Source organism: Devosia sp. 67-54, assembly GCF_001899075.1.
Classification (GTDB): Bacteria; Pseudomonadota; Alphaproteobacteria; order Rhizobiales; family Devosiaceae; genus Devosia_A.
This window is the reverse complement of the sequence record NZ_MKVA01000005.1, coordinates 726384-745997: the sequence shown is the minus strand read 5'-3', so window position 1 is coordinate 745997 and position 19614 is coordinate 726384. Positions and strand designations below refer to the sequence as shown.

Sequence of the window (19614 nt, the reverse complement as noted above, 5' to 3'; positions counted from 1 at the left end):
CGGATCGGGCCAGCCCGGAGTGTCTTCAATCCACAGGTCACACGAGTCGGCTGGCCATATCCATCCAGGCCAGCGTCGCACCGGTGAAGCCGCAAAGCGCAACCATCGCCATGGCGTCCTTCAGGAACATCAGCATCTCGACCTCCGTTGTTGCTGTTTTGTTCTTATATGTTCTCAATCTGTTCTGGTCTAGCAACATCGCTGTAACCGTGAATCAACGGTAAATGACCGCCATGAGCGACGCGGCCGGCGACATCGCGTGGGAGGCGGACGGCGCGGTGCAGCGCGCCCGCTTCGTGTCGGCGCGCGGCGGCCCGGCGCCGAACCGCGCCGTCGCAGCCGGCGACGAGACCACCGCCGATGCGGCCTTCCGGCTGGTGTCGCAGGGCACCGCGCTGGTGTGGAGCGGCGACTATCACAACGCCCGGCAGATGCTGCAGGCGCTGGGCCGCCGCATCGACCGCCGGCGCAGGCCCCTGCCCCCGACGATCCGGCGGCCGCCTTCCACGCCTACCGGCAGGCACAGGCGCAGCGCGCCAACCTGCTCGGGCTGCTGCTGGTGCCGCTGCGCGACGGCCAGGTGCCGCTGCGGCGGGCCCCCGACGTGACCCTCGCCGTCGCCGAAGCGGTCGGGCCGCTCGCCGGCGAGGCGGTGCTGCCGCTGCGCGACCTGCTGGCGATGATCAGCGCGCACGAATGGCGCAAGAACGGTGTTCCGATCCGGGCGCTGGGTGGAACGAGGATCCACCCGCATTACGGCGTGTTCCCGCCGACCCGGCAGGACTATGTCGATCTCGTCGGCACGGCGCCGCTGCCCGCCGGGGTGGACGTTGCCTTCGACCTCGGCACCGGCAGCGGCGTGCTGGCGGCGGTGCTGCTGCAGCGCGGCGTGCCGCGGGTGGTGGCGACCGACATTGCCCCGCGCGCCCTCGCCTCGGCCGCCGACGCCTTCGCCCGGCTGGGCGTCGCCGATCGGGTGACGCTGGTGCCCGGCCGGCTCTACCCCGACGGCCGCGCCGCGCTGATCGTCTGCAACCCGCCCTGGCTGCCGGCCCGGGCCGGCACGTCGCTGGAGGCCGCGGTGTACGACCCGGACGGCGCCATGCTGCGGGCCGTCCTCGCCGGTCTCGGGGCGCATTTGCTGCCCGGCGGCGAGGGCTGGCTGATCCTGTCCGACCTGGCCGAGCATCTGGGTCTGCGCGCCCCCGGCGAGCTCGCCGCCATGATCGCCGCCGCCGGCCTGCGCGCCCTCGGCCGGCTCGACGCCGCCCCCTCCCCCAGAGGCGCCCGCGACCGCGCCGATCCGCTGCATTTCGCCCGGGCGCGCGAAGTGGTGTCGCTGTGGCGGCTCGGCACTTCCCCCTGACATCGTCCGTGCTATGACTGCGTCATGCTGAAAGCCGCTCTCGCCTCCCTTCTGCTTATCGCCGCCACCGCGCCGGCCGTCGCCGCGGTCGATCGGGCCACCGCCGTCTCGACACTCGCCGGCCTCTACAATTCGGCGGACGTGTGCAACCTCTCCATCTCCCGCGCCAAGGTCGACGCCTATCGCGACGCCAACGCGCCGTCGGGCGACGCCATGTTCAACGTCGACGTGTTCCAGGCGACGCACGCGCTCTATGCCAAGCAGAAGGACTGGACCAAGGACCAGACCGACGCCTACTGCAAGACCGCTGCCGAGACCGCCAAGACGCTCGGCATGAACCTGCCGTGAGCCAGGCGGAAAAGGCCCGCATCTTCAAGGCGCTGCATCACGGCCCCGGCCTGTTCGCCATCCCCAATCCATGGGACGGCGCCAGCGCCAAGATCCTTGCGGCGCAGGGCTTCAAGGCGCTGACCACCAGCAGCGCCGGCCTTGCTTTCGTCCTCGGCAAGCCCGATGGCGGCGTGACCCGCGAGCAATCGCTGTGGAACGCCAGACTGATCGTCGACTCGGTCGATCTGCCGGTGGCCGCCGACCTCGAGAACGGCTTCGGCCCGCGCCCCGAGGATGCCGCCGAAACCATCCGCCAGGCCGCGGCGGTCGGGCTCGTCGGCGGCTCCATCGAGGACGCGACCAACGCGCCGGGCGCCCCGATCTACGAGTTCAACCACGCCGTCGAGCGCGTCGCGGCGGCGGCCGAGGCGGCGCACAGCCTCGATTTCCCGTTCATGTTCGTGGCGCGGGCCGAGGGTTTCCTCTGGGGCCAGCCCGACCTCGACGAGATCATCCGCCGCCTGCAGGCGTTCGAGAAGGCCGGTGCCGACGTGCTGTTCGCCCCCGGCCTGCCCAGCCTCGACGCCATCCGCACCGTGGTGCAGTCGGTGACCAGGCCGGTCAACGTCGTCCGCGGCGGCCCCGGCCCCTCGCTGGCCGAGCTCGAGGCCGCCGGCGTCCGCCGCGTCAGCACCGGCGGCGGGCTGTCGCGCGTCGCCTACACGGCCCTGAAGAACGCGGCCGCGGAGCTGGCCGGACCGGGCACGTTCGGATGGACCGAAGGGATTTTGTCGACCGGCGCGGTGAACAGGCTGATGACGGGTCAGTGACCCGCCACATCGGGTTTACGCTCTGGATCACCTCTCCCCTGAGGGACGAGGGGACCGACTGCAAGTTTCAGAGCACCAGCGGCTGCACCAGACCGTCCTTGAGCGTCACGATGCGGTCGGCGCGGCGGGCCAGATCGTGGTTGTGCGTGGCGATGAGGCCGGCGGCCCCTTCGTTGCGGATCAGGTCCTGCAGGGCGGCGAACACCAGATCGGAGGTGGCGGGGTCGAGGTTGCCGGTGGGCTCGTCGGCGAGGATCACCTGCGGGTGGTTGGCGGCGGCGCGGGCGATGGCGACGCGCTGCTGCTCGCCCCCCGACAGCTCCGCCGGCCGGTGCGTGGCGCGGTTGCCGACGCCGAGCAGGTCGAGCAGGTCCTGGCTGCGCCGGTTCGCCTCGCTTTGCCCCTTGCCGGCAATGAATTGCGGCATCGAGACGTTTTCGAGTGCCGTGAATTCAGGCAGCAGATGGTGGAACTGGTAGACGTAGCCGATGGTGGTGCGGCGCAGCAGCGTGCGCCCCCGCTCGGACAAGGCGAAGGTTGGGGTGCCGGTGATCTCGATCTCGCCCGCCTGCGGCCGCTCGAGCAGGCCGCTCAGATGCAGCAGCGTCGACTTGCCGGCGCCGGACGGCGCAACGATGGCAACCAGCTCGCCGCTCGCCACGTCGAGGTCGGCCGCCTCCAGCACGCGCACCAGCGTCTCGCCCCTGCCGTAATGGCGGTGGACGCCGCGCAGCCTCAGATGCGGCTCACTCATAGCGCAGCGCCTCGACCGGATCGTATTGCGCGGCGCGCCAGGCCGGATAGAGCGTGGCAAGGAAGCTGAGCCCGAGCGCGAGGCCGGCGACGACGCTCACCTCGGTCACGTCGATCTTGGACGGCAGGCTCGAGAGGAAGAACACCTCGGGCGGAAAGATCGGTACGTTGGTGAGGTTGGAAACGAACGCGCGCAGCGTCTCGGCGTTGGAGGCGACGATCAGCCCGAGCACGAGGCCGATCAGCGTGCCGCCGACGCCGATGGCGGTGCCGGTCATCGAAAAGATGCGCATGATCGAGCCGCGCGTCGCGCCCATGGTGCGCAGGATGGCGATGTCGCTGCCCTTGTCCTTCACCAGCATGATCAGCGACGAGATGATGTTGAAGGCGGCGACCAGGATGATCATCGACAGGATGACGAACATCACCACGCGCTCGACCTGCAGCGCCGAAAAGAACGTCTCGTTGCGCTGCTGCCAGTCGTACAGGATCAGCGGCCGGTCGACCTGCTTCTGGATGCGGTCGCGCACCGCTCCGACATTGTCCGGGTTGTCGATGAAGATCTCGATCGCCGTCGCCTGGTACTGGCGCTGGTAGGCCGCATCGATCTCGGCGTCGCTGGCCTCCGGCCCGGGCGGCGTCACGCCCGGCTTCAGCACGTCCTCGTAGAGCTTGAAATAGCTCTGCGCCTGCTGCATCGGCATGTAGACGTAGAAGCTGTCGAACTCGACCATGCCCAAATTGAAGATGACGTTGACCGGGTAGCTGCGGATCTGCGGCGTCTTGCCGAACGGCGTATTGGCGCCGTTGGGGTTCACGATGGTGATCTGGTCGCCGATGGTCAGCCCCAGCTTTTCGGCGAGGCGCTGCCCGATGGCGACGCCCTTGGACTGGTCCCACTGGTCCCAGCCGCCCAGCACCGCCCCCTGCTTCAACAGCTTCAGCTTGTCGATCGAGGCCGCGGAGATGCCGCGCACCGACACGCCCGCCGATTCCTGCTGGCCGGAGGCGAGCGCCTGGCCCTCGACATAGGGGATGGCGAACAGCACGCCGTTCACCTTCTCGATCTTCATCGCCGTCTGGTCGTAATCGGTGAACTTGGCATCGATCGGATAGGCGGTGAAATGGCCGTTGAGGCCGAGGATCTTGGTGAGCAGCTCATCGCGAAAGCCGTTCATCACCGACATCACGACGATCAGCGTGGCGACGCCCAGCGCGACGCCGATCAGCGTCAGCGCCGAGATCACCGAGATGAAGGTGTCGCGGCGGCGCGAGCGCAGATAGCGCCCCGCCAGCATCCACTCGAAGCGCGAGAACGGGCCGGCGGTGTGGTGCGTGGGCGCAGCCGCGGCGTCGCTCAAACCGTGTTCCGCCTTTCGGGCTCGATCAGGGCCTTGAGCCGGTCGACGGCCGCGGCGACCGGCAGCGTCTCGCGCTCGCCGGTCTTGCGATGCTTGATCTCGGCGTTCCCCTCCTTGAGCCCGCGCGGCCCGAGGATCAGCTGATACGGGATGCCGATCAGGTCGGCGGTGGCGAATTTGGCGCCGGCCGGCTGGTCCCGGTCGTCGTAGAGCGTGTCGAGGCCGGCATCCTGCAGCGCGTCATAGAGCTTGTCGCAGGCGAAATCGGTGTCGTGGTCGCCAGCCTTGAGGTTGATCAGCTCGACCTCGAACGGCGCCACCGACACCGGCCAGATGATGCCGTTGTCGTCGTGGCTCGCCTCGATTATCGCCGGCACGAGGCGGGTCGGCCCGATGCCGTAGCTACCCATGTGCACGGTGACCTCCTTGCCGTCGGCGCCGGTGACGGTCGCCTTCATGGGATCGGAATATTTGGTGCCGAAGTAGAAAATGTGGCCGACTTCGATGCCGCGCGCGCTGAGCTGCTTGTCGGCCGGCACCTTGGCCCGGAACTCGGCCTCGTCGACCATCTCGTCGGTCGCCGCATAGAGCGAGGTCCAGTCCTTGAAGATCGGCGTCAGATCGGAGCGGAAGTCGATGTCGATGGGCGGGATGGGCTTGTGCACGAGGTCGGCGTCGAGGAACACCGCGCTCTCGCCGGTGTCGGCCAGCACGTGGAACTCGTAGCTCATGTCGCCGCCGATGGGGCCGGAATCGGCGCGCATCGGAATGCCCACCAGCCCCATGCGGTAGAAGGTGCGCAGATAGGCGACGAACATGCGGTAGAAGGCCTGCTGCGCCCCGGCGAAATCGAGGTCGAAGGAATAGGCGTCCTTCATCAGGAATTCGCGGCTGCGCATGGTGCCGAAGCGCGGCCGCACCTCGTCGCGGAACTTCCACTGCACGTGGTAGAGGTTGAGCGGCAGGTCGCGGTAGGAGTGCACGAAGGTGCGGAAGATGTCGGTGATCATCTCCTCATTGGTCGGCCCGTACAGCATGTCGCGCTTGTGCCGGTCCTTGAGGCGCAGCATCTCCTCGCCATAGGCGTCGTAGCGCCCGGATTCGCGCCAAAGGTCGGCCGATTGCAGCGTCGGCATCTTGAGCTCGATGGCGCCGGAGCGGTTCTGCTCCTCCTCGACGATGCGAACGACCTTCTCCAGCACCTTGTAGCCGAGCGGCAGCCAGGAATAGGAGCCGGCGGCCTGCTGCTTGATCATGCCGGCGCGCAGCATCAGCTTGTGCGAGACGATCTCGGCTTCCTTCGGAGAGTCCTTCAGGACGGGCAGGAAATAGCGGCTGAGACGCATGGAAACCCCTAAGAAGCCGGTCGACTCGCGGGCATTGGGTGCCCCAGTCAGACCGCATCGGTCAAGCCGTGTCCACCCCGCCGCCGGTCGCAAAATCGTCGCAGAATCTAGGTGACAGCACGTATCCGCCTTGTTAGGCTCTCGCGCAATAAATTACAGGCGGCCTCGAAGTCGCCGGACGTCGACAACGTCAAGGGAGGAGCGCTGGCCGCCGCTTCACTGCGTGCCTAAGACCAGCGTATTGTCGTCAAACTATTCACGGCAGGGCTTCGCGCCCTGCTTTTCTTTTGGACTTGCGCTCAGGCCGCCTCGTCGCGCGGCTGTACCAGCGTCGGCACTGCGCTGACATCGATGTCGCGCTCGGCATGCCAGACGTCGTATCTGAGTTGCAGATTGGCCCAGAGTTGGGGCCCATTGCCCAACAGCTTGCCCAGCCTCAGGGCCGTCGCCGCCGTCACGGGCTTCTTCTCGTTGAGAATATCGTAGAGATGCTGCCGGGAAATGCCGAGCAGCCCGGCGATCTCCTTCCGGCTTCGTCCAAGCGCCGGCAATACGTCCTCACGCAGCAGTTCACCCGGATGCATCGGCGGGCGGTCAGGATCTCGGGCAGCCGGATAGTCCATCGTCACCTCAGTGATATTGCTCGAGGTCGAGCCGGTACACGTCACCATCCTCGAACTCGAATGTCAGGCACCACGGTCCATTGACGTGAATGGAGTAGCGCGTTGGCTCGTATCCATGCAGGGCGTGGAAATCGAAGCCTGGAACCCGCAGCGCGTCCAACGATGCTGCGTCGCGCAGCGCCAGCAACCGTCGCATGATCCTCGCTTGCAACCGCGTGTCGATGTGGCTGCTGCGGTTGGTGGACCACAGCTCCGCCAGACCTTTGCTGCGAAAGCTGCGGATCACGCCTCAATGTAAGCAATCCGCTGACAGGTGTCAACGATCCGCTGACACTAGCGCCAGTACTCCTGCAGCCAGTCGGCGCTGATGGCCCAGAGCAGCAGCGCGGTGACCGGGATGGAGAGCAGCGTCGTCCACAGCACGCGCGCCCACCACATGGGCTTGACCGGCGCGCCCGGGTCGGTGCCGGGGACGATCTCGCCGGCGTCGACCTGGTTGTGCACGCCGAACGGCAGCACGATGAACAGGCACGTCCACCAGACCACGAAATAGATAGCGATGAAGGTGGCGGGAGCGATCATGGCGTGAGCCTATACCCGGTGCACGAACACCGTCACATTGGGCTTTTTGCCCCACCAGGCGCTGACCTCGCCGCGCACCGCGCGCTGCAGCGCGTTGTCGACCACGTCGGGGTCGGCGCGCCGCTTGGGCGGGATCGATTTGAGCGCGCCGTTGACGGTGTTGCGCACCAGCCGGGTCAGCGACTCGTCGTCGTCCTCGACCTCGGGCAGACCCTCGATGGAAAAATCGGGGCCGGAGACGATGCCACCGCTCCGGTCGACCACGACGCTCACCACGATATGGCCGCCGAAACTCAGGCGGCGGCGTCCCTTCACCCCGGATTCCTCGGGGGTGCACAGCACGTTGCCGTCGAGATAGAGCTCGCCGGTGCGCACCTCGCCCGGGAACTGCGTCACCTCGGGGAACAGCCGGATCATGTCGCCATTGCGGGCGTGCACCACGTTGGCGATGCCGTGCTGGCGCCCGAGCGCGGCATGCGCCTCGAGATGCGCCGCCTCGCCATGCACCGGCACCAGCGTCACCGGCTTCACCCAGTCGTAGAGGCGCTTCAGTTCCTCGCGGCGCGGGTGGCCGGTGGTGTGCACCAGACCGTCATGCTGGGTGATGACGTCGATGCCGCGATCGATGAACAGGTTCTGGATGTCGATGACTTCGCGCTCGTTGCCGGGGATGGCCCAGGACGAAAAGATCACCCGGTCGCCGGCGTTGAGGTCGATCGCCGGGTGCTCGCCGCGGGCGATGCGGGCGATGGCGGCGCGCGCCTCGCCCTGGCTGCCGGTGCACAGCACCACGATCTTGTCGCGCGCCAGCGTCTTGAACGCGTCCTGGTCGAGGAACGGCGGCAACCCCTCCAGCATGCCCAATTCGCGCGCGATGGTGGTGATCCGGTGCAGCGCCCGGCCCGACATCACCACCTGGCGGCCGGCCTTTGCGGCGGCGCGGGCGATGGAGATGACGCGCCCGACATTGGAGGCGAAGGTGGTGAGCGCCACCCGGTGCGGCGCCTCGGCGATGAGCGCGGCGAGCGTTGCCGCCACCTCGTCCTCGCTGGGGCTCTCGCCGTCCTTGAGCGCGTTGGTGCTGTCGCAGACGAGCGCGATCGGAATGCCCTCGGCGCCGAGCGCCCGGAAGCGCGCCTCGTCGGTGGGCGGCGCGGCGATGGGACGCGGATCGAGCTTCCAGTCGCCGGTGTGGATCACGCGCCCGACCGGGGTGGTGATGGCGAGAGCGCAGCTTTCGGGGATCGAGTGGGCGACGTTGATCGCCTCGATGGTGAACGGGCCGACGGTGAAGGGCTTGCCCACCTGCATCGGCCGCACCGCGACGTCGTCGACGATGTTGTCGGCGGCGCGCTTGGCGCTGAGCATCGCGGCGGTGAAGGCGGTGGCATAGACCGGCCGGTCGAAGGCCGGCCAGAGATCGAGCACGGCGCCGTAATGGTCTTCGTGGCTGTGCGTCAGGATCAGCGCCAGCACGTCCTCGGCATTGTCCTCGAGGAAGGTCGGGTCGGCCATGATCAGTTCGATGCCGGGCTGCGCCGGACCGGCGAAGGTGACGCCGCAATCGACCACGATCCATTTGCGGCCGCTGGGCGGGCCGAAGCCGTAGGCGGCCATGTTCATGCCGATTTCGCCGACGCCGCCAAGCGGCACGAACACCAGTTCGTCGGGACGGGGTGTCGGCATCAGGCCCTCACAGTGGCGGTCACGCCGAAATGCACGTCGCCGGCCGAGATGGCGATGCGCGAATTGTCATTGGCCCGAACGATCAGCCGGCCGCTCTCATCGATGTTTTCGAAGATGCCGCGCACCACGTCGGTGTCGCGCTTCACCGCCACCTCGGCGCCGATGCCGGCAGCGGCCGAACGCCACTCGGCCAGCACGGCACCGACATTGCGGCCGCCGTTCCACAGCTCGTAGGCGACGACCCATTCCTCCGCCAGCGTGGCGAACAGCGTTTCGGCGCTGGCCGCCAGGCCGAGATCGGCCAGGCTGGTCGCCGGATAAGGCAACCCGGAAGGTGCATATACGACATTGACGCCGAAGCCGATCACCACCGCCAGCGATCCATCGGGCCGCTTGTGCGCCTCGAGCAGGATGCCGGCGAGCTTGGCGCCGTCGGCGAGGACGTCGTTGGGCCATTTGAGCGCGAGACGGTGCCCTGCCCCGTCGGCGCCGTCGATGCCCTGCTTCACTACTCCGGCCGGCAGGGCGGCGATCAGCGCCCGGTTGAGCGCGATGCCGGCAACGAACCCCAGCGTCGCCGCGGCGGCCGGATCGCAGCCGGGCACCAGCAGCAGGCTCGCCGCGAGATTGCCGGAGGGCGTCTCCCAGACGCGGCCGCGGCGGCCGCGTCCCGCGGTCTGCCGCAGCGCCGCGAACCACACATCGCCGGCATCACCGGCCCCGGCCGCGCGCGCCGCCTCGGTGCTGGTCGAGCCGATCTCGTCGAAGCCGAAGACGCGGAAACCTCGCGCCGAGGCAACAGGCCCGAGCCAGAAACTGGCCAATTAGAACAGGCTTCCGGCCGCCGCGTGGGCAGCGTTGTAGAGCGGCGCTCCGACGGTGACGAAATACGTCACCAGCAGGAAGCCGGTCACGGCCATGACGGCGGTGAGTTCGGCCGGCGCAGCCTCGAACTCAGTGGTGGCCTCGTCGAAATACATCACCTTGACGATACGCAGATAGTAGAAGGCGCTCACGGCGCTCGCCAGCACGCCGATGATCGCCAGCGCGAACAGATGCGCATCGATGGCGGCGAGGAACACCTGCCATTTGGCGAAGAAGCCGGCGAGCGGCGGCAGGCCGATGAACGAGAACATCACCACCGCCATGATGGCGGCGACGAACGGCCGCTTCTGCGCCAGGCCGGCGAGCTGCGGGATGGTCTCGACATAGGCGCCGTCGGCAGTGCGCAGCGACAGCAGCACGGCGAAGAAACCGATGTTCATGGTGATGTAGATGGCGAGGTAGATCGCGACGCCCTCGACGCCCACCGCGGTGCCGGCGCTGAGCCCGACCAGCGCGAAGCCGACATGGCCGATCGAGGAATAGGCCAACAGGCGCTTGAGGTTGTTCTGGCCGATGGCGGCGAAGGCGGCCAGCACCATCGAGGCGATCGACAGGAACACCACGATCTGCTGCCAGTCATGCGTGATCGGCCCGAAGCTCACCGTCACCACGCGGATGATCAGCGCCATGGCCGCAACCTTCGGCGCGGTCGAAAAGAACGCCGTCACCGGCGTCGGCGCGCCCTCGTACACGTCGGGCGTCCACATGTGGAACGGCACGGCCGAGATCTTGAAGGCGATGCCGGCGAGCAGGAACACCATGCCGAAGATCAGCCCGATCGAGCGATGCTCGCCGGCGATAGCGCCGACGATCTGGTCGAGCTGGGTCAGCCCGGTGAAGCCATAGACCAGCGACGCCCCGTAGAGCAGCAGGCCCGAGGCGAGCGCGCCGAGCACGAAATATTTGAGGCCGGCCTCGGTGGCGCGGGAATCGTCGCGCTTGAGCGCGGCGACGACGTAGAGCGCGAGGCTCTGCAGCTCGAGGCTGACATACAGGCTCATCAGGTCGTTGGCCGACACCATGACCATCATGCCCAGCGTCGCCAGCAGCACCAGGATCGAATATTCGAACTTGTCGAGGCCGAACGGCTTGGCGGCCGAAGTCGAAAGGATCAGCGTCACCGCCGAGCCGCCCAGCACCAGAAGCTTCATGTAGCGGGCGAAGCCATCGACGATGAAGCCGCCATTGAACAGCGTGCCCTCGGCCGGCTGCCACAGGGCCACGGCGATCACCGCGATCAGCAGCACGATGGAAATGAGCGCCAGGCCGGTCGAGCGCTCCCTGGAGAACAGCACGCCGGCGAGCAGCAGCACCACCGCCCCGACCGCCAGCAGCAGTTCGGGATAGGCCGGCGCCAGGGCCGCGAAGCTCGTAAGATCGGAGGTCATCACTGTTCCCTAGTTCACCGACGCGACGAGCGCCGCGCCGGTGCTGATCGCCTTGCTGAAGTTTTCCGCGACGAGGTTCACCGATGCGGCGGTCGCATCGAGGATCGGCGCTGGATAGAAGCCGAAGAAGATGGTGAGCACGACCAGCGGCACCAGCACGGTGATCTCGCGCGCGTCGAGATCGAGCAGGCCCTTGAGCGACTCCTTGGTCAGCGCCCCGAAGATGATGCGCCGGTAGAGGTAGAGCGCATAGGCCGCCGACAGGATCACGCCGAACGCCGCGAAGAACACCACCCAGGTGTTGACCTGGAAGGTGCCGATCATTGTCAGGAACTCGCCGATGAAGCCCGAGGTGCCCGGCAGGCCGACATTGGCCATGGTGAACACCATGAAGGCGACGGCGTAGCGCGGCATGTTGGAGACGAGCCCGCCATAGGCGGCGATGTCGCGCGTGTGCAGCCGGTCGTAGACGACGCCGACGCACAGGAACAGCGCGCCCGACACGATACCGTGCGAGATCATCTGGAACACCGCGCCGTGCACGCCCATGACGTTGCCCGAGAAGATGCCCATGGTGACGAAGCCCATATGCGCCACCGACGAATAGGCGATCAGCTTCTTCATGTCGGTCTGCACCAGCGCCACCAGCGAGGTGAGCACGATCGCCGCGACCGAGAGCGTGAACACGAACGGCGCGAACTGCACCGAGGCGTCGGGGAACATCGCCAGCGAGAAGCGGATGAAGCCGTAGCCGCCGAGCTTCAGCAGGATCGCCGCCAGGATCACCGAGCCGCCGGTGGGCGCCTCGACGTGGGCCTCCGGCAGCCAGCGGTGGAACGGCCACATCGGCATCTTCACCGCGAACGAGGCGAAGAACGCCAGCCACAGCCAGGTCTGCAGCGCCGGATCGAAATGGAAGGCGAGCAGCTTGCGGATGTCGAGCGTGCCGGCCTGCCAGTACATCGCCATGATGGCGAGCAGCATCAGCACCGAGCCGGTGAAGGTGTAGAAGAAGAATTTGTACGCCGCCTGGATGCGCCGCTTGCCGCCCCAGATGCCGATGATCAGGAACATCGGGATCAGGCTGCCCTCGAAGAACACGTAGAACATCGCGAGGTCGAGCGCGGTGAACACCCCGATGCACAGCGTCTCGAGGATCAGGAACACCAGCATGTAGTCGCGCACGCGGGTCTGGATCGAGTTCCAGCTCGAGATCACCACCACCGGCGTCAGCAGCGCCGTCAGCACCACGAACAGAACCGACACGCCGTCGACGCCCATGCGGTAGCCGATGGACGAGCCGATCCACTCGTAGTTCTCGACGAACTGGAAGCCGGGGTTGGCATTGTCGAAACGCGACCACATCCACAGCGACAGGATGAAGGTCGCGGCGGACACGACCAGCGCCACCCAGCGCGCGGCGGTCTTGCCGCTGTCGCCGGCCGGCACGAACAGCAGGATGGCGGCGCCGAGCAGCGGCAGGAAAGTGACGAGCGTCAGGATCGAGTTCATCCCAGGAGCCCTCCGGCAACGATGGCCCAGGTCAAAAGCAGCGCGATCCCGATGAGCATCACGAATGCATAGGTATAGAGGTAGCCCGACTGCAGGCGGACGACGCGGTTGGTCACGTCCTTGACGCGGGCGCCGAGGCCCTCGACCAGCGTCTGGTCGACCAGCCAGTCGTCAAAGCCCTTCCACAGCGCGTTGCCGATCCAGAAGGCCGGACGCACGAAGATGCGGTCGTAGAGCTCGTCGAAGTACCATTTGTGGAGCAGGAACTGGTAGAGCCCGCGGTTCGACGCGGCGAGCCGCGCCGGCGCGGTGCGGTCCACCATGTACATGTACCAGGCGACGCCGAAGCCGATCAGCATGGCGATGGTCGCCGCCAGACTTGCCAGCACCGGCACGTGGTGCGCGGCCTCGTAGCGCTCGGTCACCACCGCGACGGCGCCGTTGAAGAAATGCTGCACCAGTTCGGGATTGGCGAAGAAATAGCCGGTGAACACCGTGCCTGACAGCACCGCGCCCGCCGCGAGGATGTAGAGCGGCACCAGCATGACGGTGGGGCTCTCATGCGCATGGTCGAAGGCGTGATGCGCATCGTGGCCATGGTCGTCATGCGCCGCGTGGTCGTCATGCGCCGCCGGCGCGTCGTGATGCGGCTCGCCGTGGAAGGTCAGATGGATCAGCCGCCAGGAATAGAAGCTGGTGAAGCCCGCCGCGATCACCAGCGACCAGAAGCCGAAGGTGCCCAGGTTCCCGCCCACCGAATAGGCGGCCTCGATGATGGCGTCCTTGCTGAAGAAGCCGGCGAAGCCGAGCGGCGTGAACGGAATGCCGACGCCGGTGAGCGCGAAGGTGCCGATCAGCATCATCCAGTAAGTGATCGGGATCTTGCGGCGCAGCCCGCCCATGTTCCGCATGTCCTGCTCGTGGTGCATGGCGTGGATCACCGAGCCGGCGCCCAAAAACAGCAGCGCCTTGAAGAAGGCGTGGGTGAACAGGTGGAAGATGCCGACCGAATAGACCCCAGCGCCCAGCGCCACGAACATGTAACCGAGCTGCGAACAGGTCGAATAGGCGATGACGCGCTTGATGTCGTTCTGCACCAGCCCGACCGTCGCCGCGAAGAACGCGGTGATGGCGCCGATCACGAACACCACGCTCATGGCGAAGGGCGAGGCCTCGAACATCGGCGACAGCCGCGCCACCATGAACACGCCGGCGGTGACCATTGTCGCCGCATGGATCAGGGCGCTGACCGGGGTCGGGCCCTCCATGGCGTCGGGCAGCCAGGTGTGCAGCAGGAACTGCGCCGATTTGCCCATGGCGCCCATGAACAGCAGCAGGCACACGACGGTCATCGCGTCGAGATCCCAGCTGAGGAAGTGGATGGTCTTGCCGCTGGCGCCCGAAACGGCCGCGAAGGCCTCGTCGAACCCCAGATGCCCCAGCACCATGTAGGCGGCGAAGATGCCCAGCGCGAAGCCGAAATCGCCGACGCGGTTGACCACGAACGCCTTGATGGCGGCGGCGTTGGCGGCGGGCCGCGTGTACCAGAAGCCGATCAGCAGGTATGAGGCGAGGCCGACGCCCTCCCAGCCGAAGAACATCTGCAGGAAATTGTCGGCCGTCACCAGCATCAGCATGGCGAAGGTGAACAGCGACAGATAGGCGAAGAACCGCGCCCGGTGCGGATCGTCGGCCATGTAGCCAATGGAATAGACGTGCACCAGGCTCGACACCGTGGTGACGACGATCAGCATGACCGCAGTCAGCGTGTCGACGCGCAGAATCCAGCGCAGGTCGAGGTCGCCCGAGGCGATCCAGCGCATGATCTCGACCTTGGTCACGGCGTGCTCGGCCCCTTCGGGCGCGAACCAGTAGCCGAAGAAGGTGATCCAGCTCAGGATCGCCGCGACGATCAGCAGGCCCGTGGTCACGTATTCCGACGTGCGGTGGCCGATGACGCGCCCGAGCAGCCCTGCCACCAGGGCGCCGATCAGCGGAAAGAAGACGATGGCCTGGATCACGAGGGTTAGCCCTTGAGCTGATTGACGTCCTCAACCGCGATGGTGCCGCGGTTGCGGTAGAAGATGACGAGGATGGCAAGGCCGATGGCGGCCTCGGCGGCGGCGACGGTGAGGATCAGCAGCGCGAACACCTGTCCGGCGAGATCGCCCAGCTGCGCCGAGAACGCCACGAAGTTGATGTTGACCGCCAACAGGATCAGCTCGACCGACATCAGGATGATGATGATGTTCTTGCGGTTGAGGAAGATGCCGAACACGCCCAGCGTGAACAGGATCGCCGCCACCGTGAGATAGTGCCCGAGGCCGATGCCCGCTGCGTCCAACATGGCTCAGACCCCCTGCCCCGATTTCACCTTGACCAGCTCCGTCGCCTCGGCGCGCGTGCGCTGCGTCTGGTGCGCGATGTTCTGCCGCTTGACGTTGGCCTTGTGCTGCAGCGTCAGCACGATGGCGCCCACCATGGCCACCAGCAGCACCGCGCCGGCGCCCTGGAACAGGAACACGTAGCGCGTGTAGATCACCTGGCCGAGGGCGCGGGTGTTGTCGACGGCGTGGTCGATCGGCACCGCCGAGGCGCCGCTCACCTGCGGCGCCATCACGAACGAGCCGCCCACCAGCAGCAATTCGAGCAGCAGGATCACGCCCACCACCACGCCCACCGGCGCGTATTGCAGCATGCCCTGGCGCAGCGAGGCGAAATCGACGTCGAGCATCATGGTGACGAACAGGAACAGCACCGCCACGGCGCCGACATAGACGACGATCAGGATCAGCGCCAGGAACTCCGCCCCGGCCAGCATGAACAGCCCGGCCGCGTTGACGAAGACGAGGATCAGGAACAGCACCGAGTGCACGGGATTGCGCGAGGCGATCACCATCAGCGCCGACGCCACCGCGATGATCGAGAACACGTAGAAGAAGAACAGCGCAAGGGTCATGTCATCTCACCTGTACGGCGCGTCCTGCGCGATGTTGCGCGCGATCTCGCGCTCCCAGCGGTCGCCATTGTCGAGCAGCTTGTTCTTGTCGAAATACAGCTCTTCGCGCGTTTCGGTGGCGAATTCGAAGTTCGGCCCCTCGACGATGGCGTCGACCGGGCACGCCTCCTGGCACATGCCGCAATAGATGCACTTCACCATGTCGATGTCGTAGCGCACCGTGCGACGGGTGCCGTCGTTCTGGCGCGGGCCGGCCTCGATGGTGATGGCCTGCGCCGGGCAGATCGCCTCGCACAGCTTGCAGGCGATGCAGCGCTCTTCCCCGTTGGGGTAGCGGCGCAGCGCGTGCTCGCCGCGGAAGCGCGGCGAATACGGCATCTTCTCGAACGGATAGTTGATGGTCTTTTTGGGCGCGAAGAAGTAGCGCAGCGACACCCAATAGGCGACGACGAACTCCTTGAGCAGCAGCCCGTTGATGGCGCGGAACACTCCCATCACATCGCTCCTCCGTGCCAGCCCCAGCCGGTGAGCTGCAGCACCCCGGCGACCACCACCACCGCGACCAGCGACAGCGGCAGGAACACCTTCCAGCCGATGCGCATCAGCTGGTCGTAGCGGTAGCGCGGCACGAACGCCTTCACCATGGCGAAGCCGAAGAACACGAAACAGACTTTCAGGATGAACCAGATCCAGCCGGGCACCCAGTTGAACGGCGGCAGGTCGATCGGCGACGCCCAGCCCCCCAGGAACAGGATGGCGGTCATGGCGCACATCAGCTGGATCGAGATGTACTCGCCGAGCTGGAACAGCAGGTACGGCGCCGACGAATATTCGACCATGAAGCCGGCCACCAGCTCCGACTCCGCTTCCGGCAGGTCGAAGGGCGGCCGGTTCGTCTCGGCCAGCGCCGAGATGAAGAACACGATGAACATCGGGAACAGCGGCAGCCAGAACCAGTCGAGAATGCTGAGCCACGGCACACCCAGCGCGTGCGCGATGCCCATCTGATGCTGCGCCAGCACGATGTCGGACAGGTTCAGCGAGCCGACGCAGAGCAGCACGGTGATGATGACGAAGCCGATCGAGACCTCGTAGCTCACCATCTGCGCCGCCGAGCGCAGCGCGCCCATGAAGGCGTATTTGCTGTTCGACGCCCAGCCGCCCATGATGATGCCGTAGACGCCCAGCGAGCTGATGGCGAGGATGTAGAGGATACCGACATTGATGTTGGCGAGCGCCCAGCCGGCATCGAGCGGGATCACCACCCAGGCCGAGAGCGCCAGCACCGACGTCACCAATGGCGCCAAGAGGAACACGATCTTGTCCGAGCTCGCCGGGATCATCGGCTCCTTGAGCAGGAACTTCAGCAGGTCGGCGAACGATTGCAGCAGGCCGAACGGCCCGACCACGTTGGGACCGCGGCGCACCTGCACGGCGGCCCAGATCTTGCGGTCGGCGAGCAGGATGTAGGCGGTGAAGATCAGCAGCGCGACGAGGAACAGCAGCCCCTTGTAGACGAAGCCGATCTGGTCGCCCCAGCCGAGGACCGGGATGCCGAGAAGGTAGTTGGCGGCGGCGGCGATGAACTGCATGCGCTTACTCCGCCGCCTGCTTGAGGCCAGCCTGGAGCTGCGAGCATTCGGCCATGATGGCCGAGGCGCGCGCGATCGGGTTGGTCATATAGAAATCGCCGATGGGTGAATGAAGCTTGGCCGAGCTGGTCTTGATCTCGCGGCCGGCGAGGTCGCGGATGCCCTCGATGCCGGCCGGCACGATCTGGTCGATCTGCGCCAGATGCGGGAATTCCGCATACATGGCGCGGCGCAGGTCGCGCAGCGAGTTGAACGGCAGCGGCATGCCGAGCACGGCGCTCAGCGCCCGGAAGATCGCCCAGTCCTCCTTGGCCTCTCCCGGCGGGAACACGGCGCGCTCGCCAAGCTGCACGCGGCCCTCGGTGTTGACGTAGGTGCCGGACTTTTCGGTGTAGGCGGCGGCCGGCAGGATGACGTCGGCGCGGTGCGCCCCGGCATCGCCATGCGTGCCCACATAGACCACGAAGGCGTCGCCCATGGCGCGCGTGTCGTATTCGTCGGCGCCGAGCAGGAACAGCACGTCGAGCTTGCCGTCGCCGGCCGCCTTGATCTGGTCGGCCGAGCAGACGCCGCCATTGTGCGGCACGAAGCCGATGTCGATGCCGCCGACGCGCGACGCCGCGTTGTGCAGCAGCGCATAGCCGTTCCAGCCCTCGGCGACCTCGCCCAGGGTCGCGGCCTTGCTGGCGAGCGCGATCACGTCGCGGCCGATCTGCTTGTTCCAGGCGGCGCCATGCGACACGGCGCCCTCGCCCACGATCACCAGCGGCTTCTTGGCGGCCTTCAGCTTTTCGCCGAAGCCCTTGCCGGCGGCGACCTCGGCCAGCACCGAGATGTCGTCGCCCAGATAGTCGTAGGGATAGGTCAGGTCGGCATGGTCGCCGATCACCGCGATCGGCGTGCTGCGCTGCCGCCAGGCCTTGCGGATGCGCGCATTGAGCACCGCCGCTTCCTTGCGCGGGTTGGAGCCGACGATGAGGATCGCGTCGGCCTCCTCGATGCCGGCGATGGTCGGGTTGAACAGATAGGCCGAGCGCGGCATCGACGGATCGATCCCCGACATCGGCGGACGCACGTCGGTCATGCCCGAGCCCATGGCGGTCATCAGCGCCTTGAGCGCGTACATGTCCTCGACGGCGGCGAGATCGCCGGCGACGGCGCCGACCTTGTTGCCCATGCCGGATTTTTTCACCGCCCTGGCGACGGCGGCGAACGCCTCGTCCCACGTCGCCGGCCGGAGCTTGCCGCCGACGCGCACATACGGCCGGTCGAGCCGCTGCGACTTGAGCCCGTCCCAGACGTGGCGGGTCTTGTCGGAGATCCACTCCTCGTTCACCGCGTCGTTGACGCGCGGCAGGAAGCGCATCACCTCGCGCCCGCGGCTGTCGACCCGGATGTTGGAGCCGACGGCGTCCATGACGTCGATGCTCTCGGTCTTGACCAGCTCCCACGGCCGCGCCTGGAAGGCGTACGGCTTGCTGGTCAGCGCGCCGACCGGGCAGAGGTCGACGACGTTGCCGCTGAGCTCGCTGGTCAGCGCCCGCTCGAGATAGGTGGTGATCTCGAGGTCTTCGCCGCGGCCGATGGCGCCCAGCTCGGTGATGCCGGCGACCTCGGTGGTGAAGCGCACGCAGCGGGTGCACTGGATGCACCGGTTCATCGAGGTCTTGACGATCGGCCCCATATATTTGTCTTCGACCGCGCGCTTGTTCTCGGCAAAGCGCGAACTGTCGACGCCATAGGCCATCGACTGGTCCTGCAAATCGCACTCGCCGCCCTGGTCGCAGATCGGGCAGTCGAGCGGATGGTTGATCAGCAGGAATTCCATCACGCCTTCGCGGGCCTTCTTGACCATCGGCGTGTTGGTGAAGATTTCCGGCGGCTCGCCGTTCGGGCCCGGACGCAGATCCTTGACGCCCATGGCGCACGACGCCTGCGGCTTGGGCGGCCCGCCCTTCACCTCGATCAGGCACATGCGGCAATTGCCGGCGACCGACAGCCGCTCATGGTAGCAGAAGCGCGGGATCTCGGCCCCCGCCGCTTCCGCCGCCTGCAGCAGCGTGAAGTAGTCCGGAACCTCGACCAGCTTGCCGTCGACTTTGATATTGGCCATGGCCTAGACCTTCTCCTCGAGCTCTCGGACACGGGCCCGAAGGTCACGTACTTCCAGCTCCACCTCGGCAAGCTGGGTCTGCACGCTATCGTGACGAACGTTTGCAATGGCGGCGGTGCCCAGGGCCTTGGTCGTCGCATCAATCACTTCGCCAAGCTTTCGGTCGACGCCGTCAAAGCGGTGGTCCATCTGGTGCTGCATGCGGTCAAACCGCCGGTCATGTTCGACCAGCTTGTCCTGAATCTGCCTCAAAATCTGGATGACAGCGTCGTCTGCTTCGTTTGCCAT

21 protein-coding genes are annotated in these 19614 nt (G+C 66.8%); 4 read left to right on the top strand and 17 right to left on the bottom strand.

Annotated elements, in window-relative coordinates; translation table 11 throughout:
- The first annotated feature begins 224 nt into the window (after positions 1 to 224).
- From BGO82_RS08810 to BGO82_RS08795, 4 genes are read left to right on the top strand one after another with little or no spacing between them, the layout of a single operon-like run.
- Complete coding sequence (locus tag BGO82_RS08810) at positions 225 to 608, top strand: hypothetical protein (protein ID WP_291305182.1); 384 nt, start codon at positions 225 to 227, stop codon at positions 606 to 608.
- Positions 560 to 1366: a methyltransferase gene (locus BGO82_RS08805; protein ID WP_291305181.1), complete on the top strand. Its 807-nt coding sequence runs from the start codon at positions 560 to 562 to the stop codon at positions 1364 to 1366. The genes BGO82_RS08810 and BGO82_RS08805 overlap by 49 nt, the downstream gene beginning before the upstream one ends.
- A 24-nt stretch (positions 1367 to 1390) precedes the next feature.
- Positions 1391 to 1714 (top strand): hypothetical protein, encoded by a 324-nt coding sequence (locus BGO82_RS08800; RefSeq protein WP_291305180.1) that lies wholly within the window; start codon positions 1391 to 1393, stop codon positions 1712 to 1714.
- Positions 1711 to 2526, top strand: a complete 816-nt coding sequence (locus tag BGO82_RS08795) for an isocitrate lyase/phosphoenolpyruvate mutase family protein (RefSeq protein WP_291305179.1) — start codon at positions 1711 to 1713, stop codon at positions 2524 to 2526. The genes BGO82_RS08800 and BGO82_RS08795 overlap by 4 nt, the downstream gene beginning before the upstream one ends.
- Positions 2527 to 2593: 67 nt before the next feature.
- Here the strand turns inward: BGO82_RS08795 and BGO82_RS08790 are convergent, their stop codons facing one another.
- The 17 genes from BGO82_RS08790 to BGO82_RS08710 all read right to left on the bottom strand — a co-directional run bounded on the left by BGO82_RS08790 (position 2594) and on the right by BGO82_RS08710 (position 19614).
- Complete coding sequence (locus BGO82_RS08790; RefSeq protein ID WP_291305178.1) at positions 2594 to 3280, bottom strand: ABC transporter ATP-binding protein; 687 nt, start codon at positions 3278 to 3280, stop codon at positions 2594 to 2596.
- On the bottom strand, positions 3273 to 4577 hold the full coding sequence (locus tag BGO82_RS08785; protein ID WP_291305699.1) for an ABC transporter permease: 1305 nt from the start codon (positions 4575 to 4577) through the stop codon (positions 3273 to 3275). Before BGO82_RS08785 ends, BGO82_RS08790 begins: the two co-directional genes overlap by 8 nt.
- 59 nt (positions 4578 to 4636) lie before the next feature.
- Entirely contained in the window at positions 4637 to 5986 is a 1350-nt protein-coding gene (gene proS, locus BGO82_RS08780) for a proline--tRNA ligase (RefSeq protein ID WP_291305177.1), read from the bottom strand.
- A gap of 299 nt (positions 5987 to 6285) precedes the next feature.
- Positions 6286 to 6609 carry a HigA family addiction module antitoxin gene (locus BGO82_RS08775; protein WP_291305176.1) on the bottom strand — a complete coding sequence of 108 codons (324 nt, stop codon included), beginning with the start codon at positions 6607 to 6609 and terminating at the stop codon, positions 6286 to 6288.
- 7 nt (positions 6610 to 6616) lie between these two features.
- Positions 6617 to 6895, bottom strand: a complete 279-nt coding sequence (locus BGO82_RS08770; RefSeq protein ID WP_291305175.1) for a type II toxin-antitoxin system RelE/ParE family toxin — start codon at positions 6893 to 6895, stop codon at positions 6617 to 6619.
- Positions 6896 to 6942: 47 nt separating this feature from the next.
- A complete protein-coding gene (locus BGO82_RS08765; protein ID WP_291305174.1) occupies positions 6943 to 7191 on the bottom strand; it encodes a DUF1467 family protein in 249 nt (82 codons plus the stop codon).
- A 9-nt stretch (positions 7192 to 7200) separates the two neighbouring features.
- Positions 7201 to 8877, bottom strand: coding sequence for a ribonuclease J (locus BGO82_RS08760; protein ID WP_291305173.1), 1677 nt, complete (start codon positions 8875 to 8877; stop codon positions 7201 to 7203).
- A complete protein-coding gene (locus BGO82_RS08755; RefSeq protein WP_291305172.1) occupies positions 8877 to 9701 on the bottom strand; it encodes a biotin--[acetyl-CoA-carboxylase] ligase in 825 nt (274 codons plus the stop codon). Before BGO82_RS08755 ends, BGO82_RS08760 begins: the two co-directional genes overlap by 1 nt.
- Positions 9702 to 11150, bottom strand: a complete 1449-nt coding sequence (nuoN, locus tag BGO82_RS08750; protein ID WP_291305171.1) for an NADH-quinone oxidoreductase subunit NuoN — start codon at positions 11148 to 11150, stop codon at positions 9702 to 9704.
- A 9-nt stretch (positions 11151 to 11159) separates the two neighbouring features.
- Positions 11160 to 12662, bottom strand: a complete 1503-nt coding sequence (locus BGO82_RS08745) for an NADH-quinone oxidoreductase subunit M (RefSeq protein WP_291305170.1) — start codon at positions 12660 to 12662, stop codon at positions 11160 to 11162.
- Positions 12659 to 14683, bottom strand: a complete 2025-nt coding sequence (gene nuoL, locus BGO82_RS08740) for an NADH-quinone oxidoreductase subunit L (RefSeq protein WP_291305169.1) — start codon at positions 14681 to 14683, stop codon at positions 12659 to 12661. Before nuoL ends, BGO82_RS08745 begins: the two co-directional genes overlap by 4 nt.
- Before the next feature lie 5 nt (positions 14684 to 14688).
- Positions 14689 to 15009 carry an NADH-quinone oxidoreductase subunit NuoK gene (gene nuoK, locus BGO82_RS08735; protein WP_291305168.1) on the bottom strand — a complete coding sequence of 107 codons (321 nt, stop codon included), beginning with the start codon at positions 15007 to 15009 and terminating at the stop codon, positions 14689 to 14691.
- Positions 15010 to 15012: 3 nt separating this feature from the next.
- Entirely contained in the window at positions 15013 to 15621 is a 609-nt protein-coding gene (locus BGO82_RS08730; RefSeq protein ID WP_291305167.1) for an NADH-quinone oxidoreductase subunit J, read from the bottom strand.
- 6 nt (positions 15622 to 15627) lie between these two features.
- Positions 15628 to 16119 (bottom strand): NADH-quinone oxidoreductase subunit NuoI, encoded by a 492-nt coding sequence (nuoI, locus tag BGO82_RS08725; RefSeq protein ID WP_291305166.1) that lies wholly within the window; start codon positions 16117 to 16119, stop codon positions 15628 to 15630.
- Complete coding sequence (gene nuoH, locus BGO82_RS08720) at positions 16116 to 17213, bottom strand: NADH-quinone oxidoreductase subunit NuoH (RefSeq protein ID WP_291305165.1); 1098 nt, start codon at positions 17211 to 17213, stop codon at positions 16116 to 16118. Before nuoH ends, nuoI begins: the two co-directional genes overlap by 4 nt.
- 4 nt (positions 17214 to 17217) lie before the next feature.
- Entirely contained in the window at positions 17218 to 19326 is a 2109-nt protein-coding gene (gene nuoG / locus BGO82_RS08715; protein ID WP_291305164.1) for an NADH-quinone oxidoreductase subunit NuoG, read from the bottom strand.
- Between the two features lie 3 nt (positions 19327 to 19329).
- Entirely contained in the window at positions 19330 to 19614 is a 285-nt protein-coding gene (locus tag BGO82_RS08710) for a hypothetical protein (RefSeq protein ID WP_291305163.1), read from the bottom strand.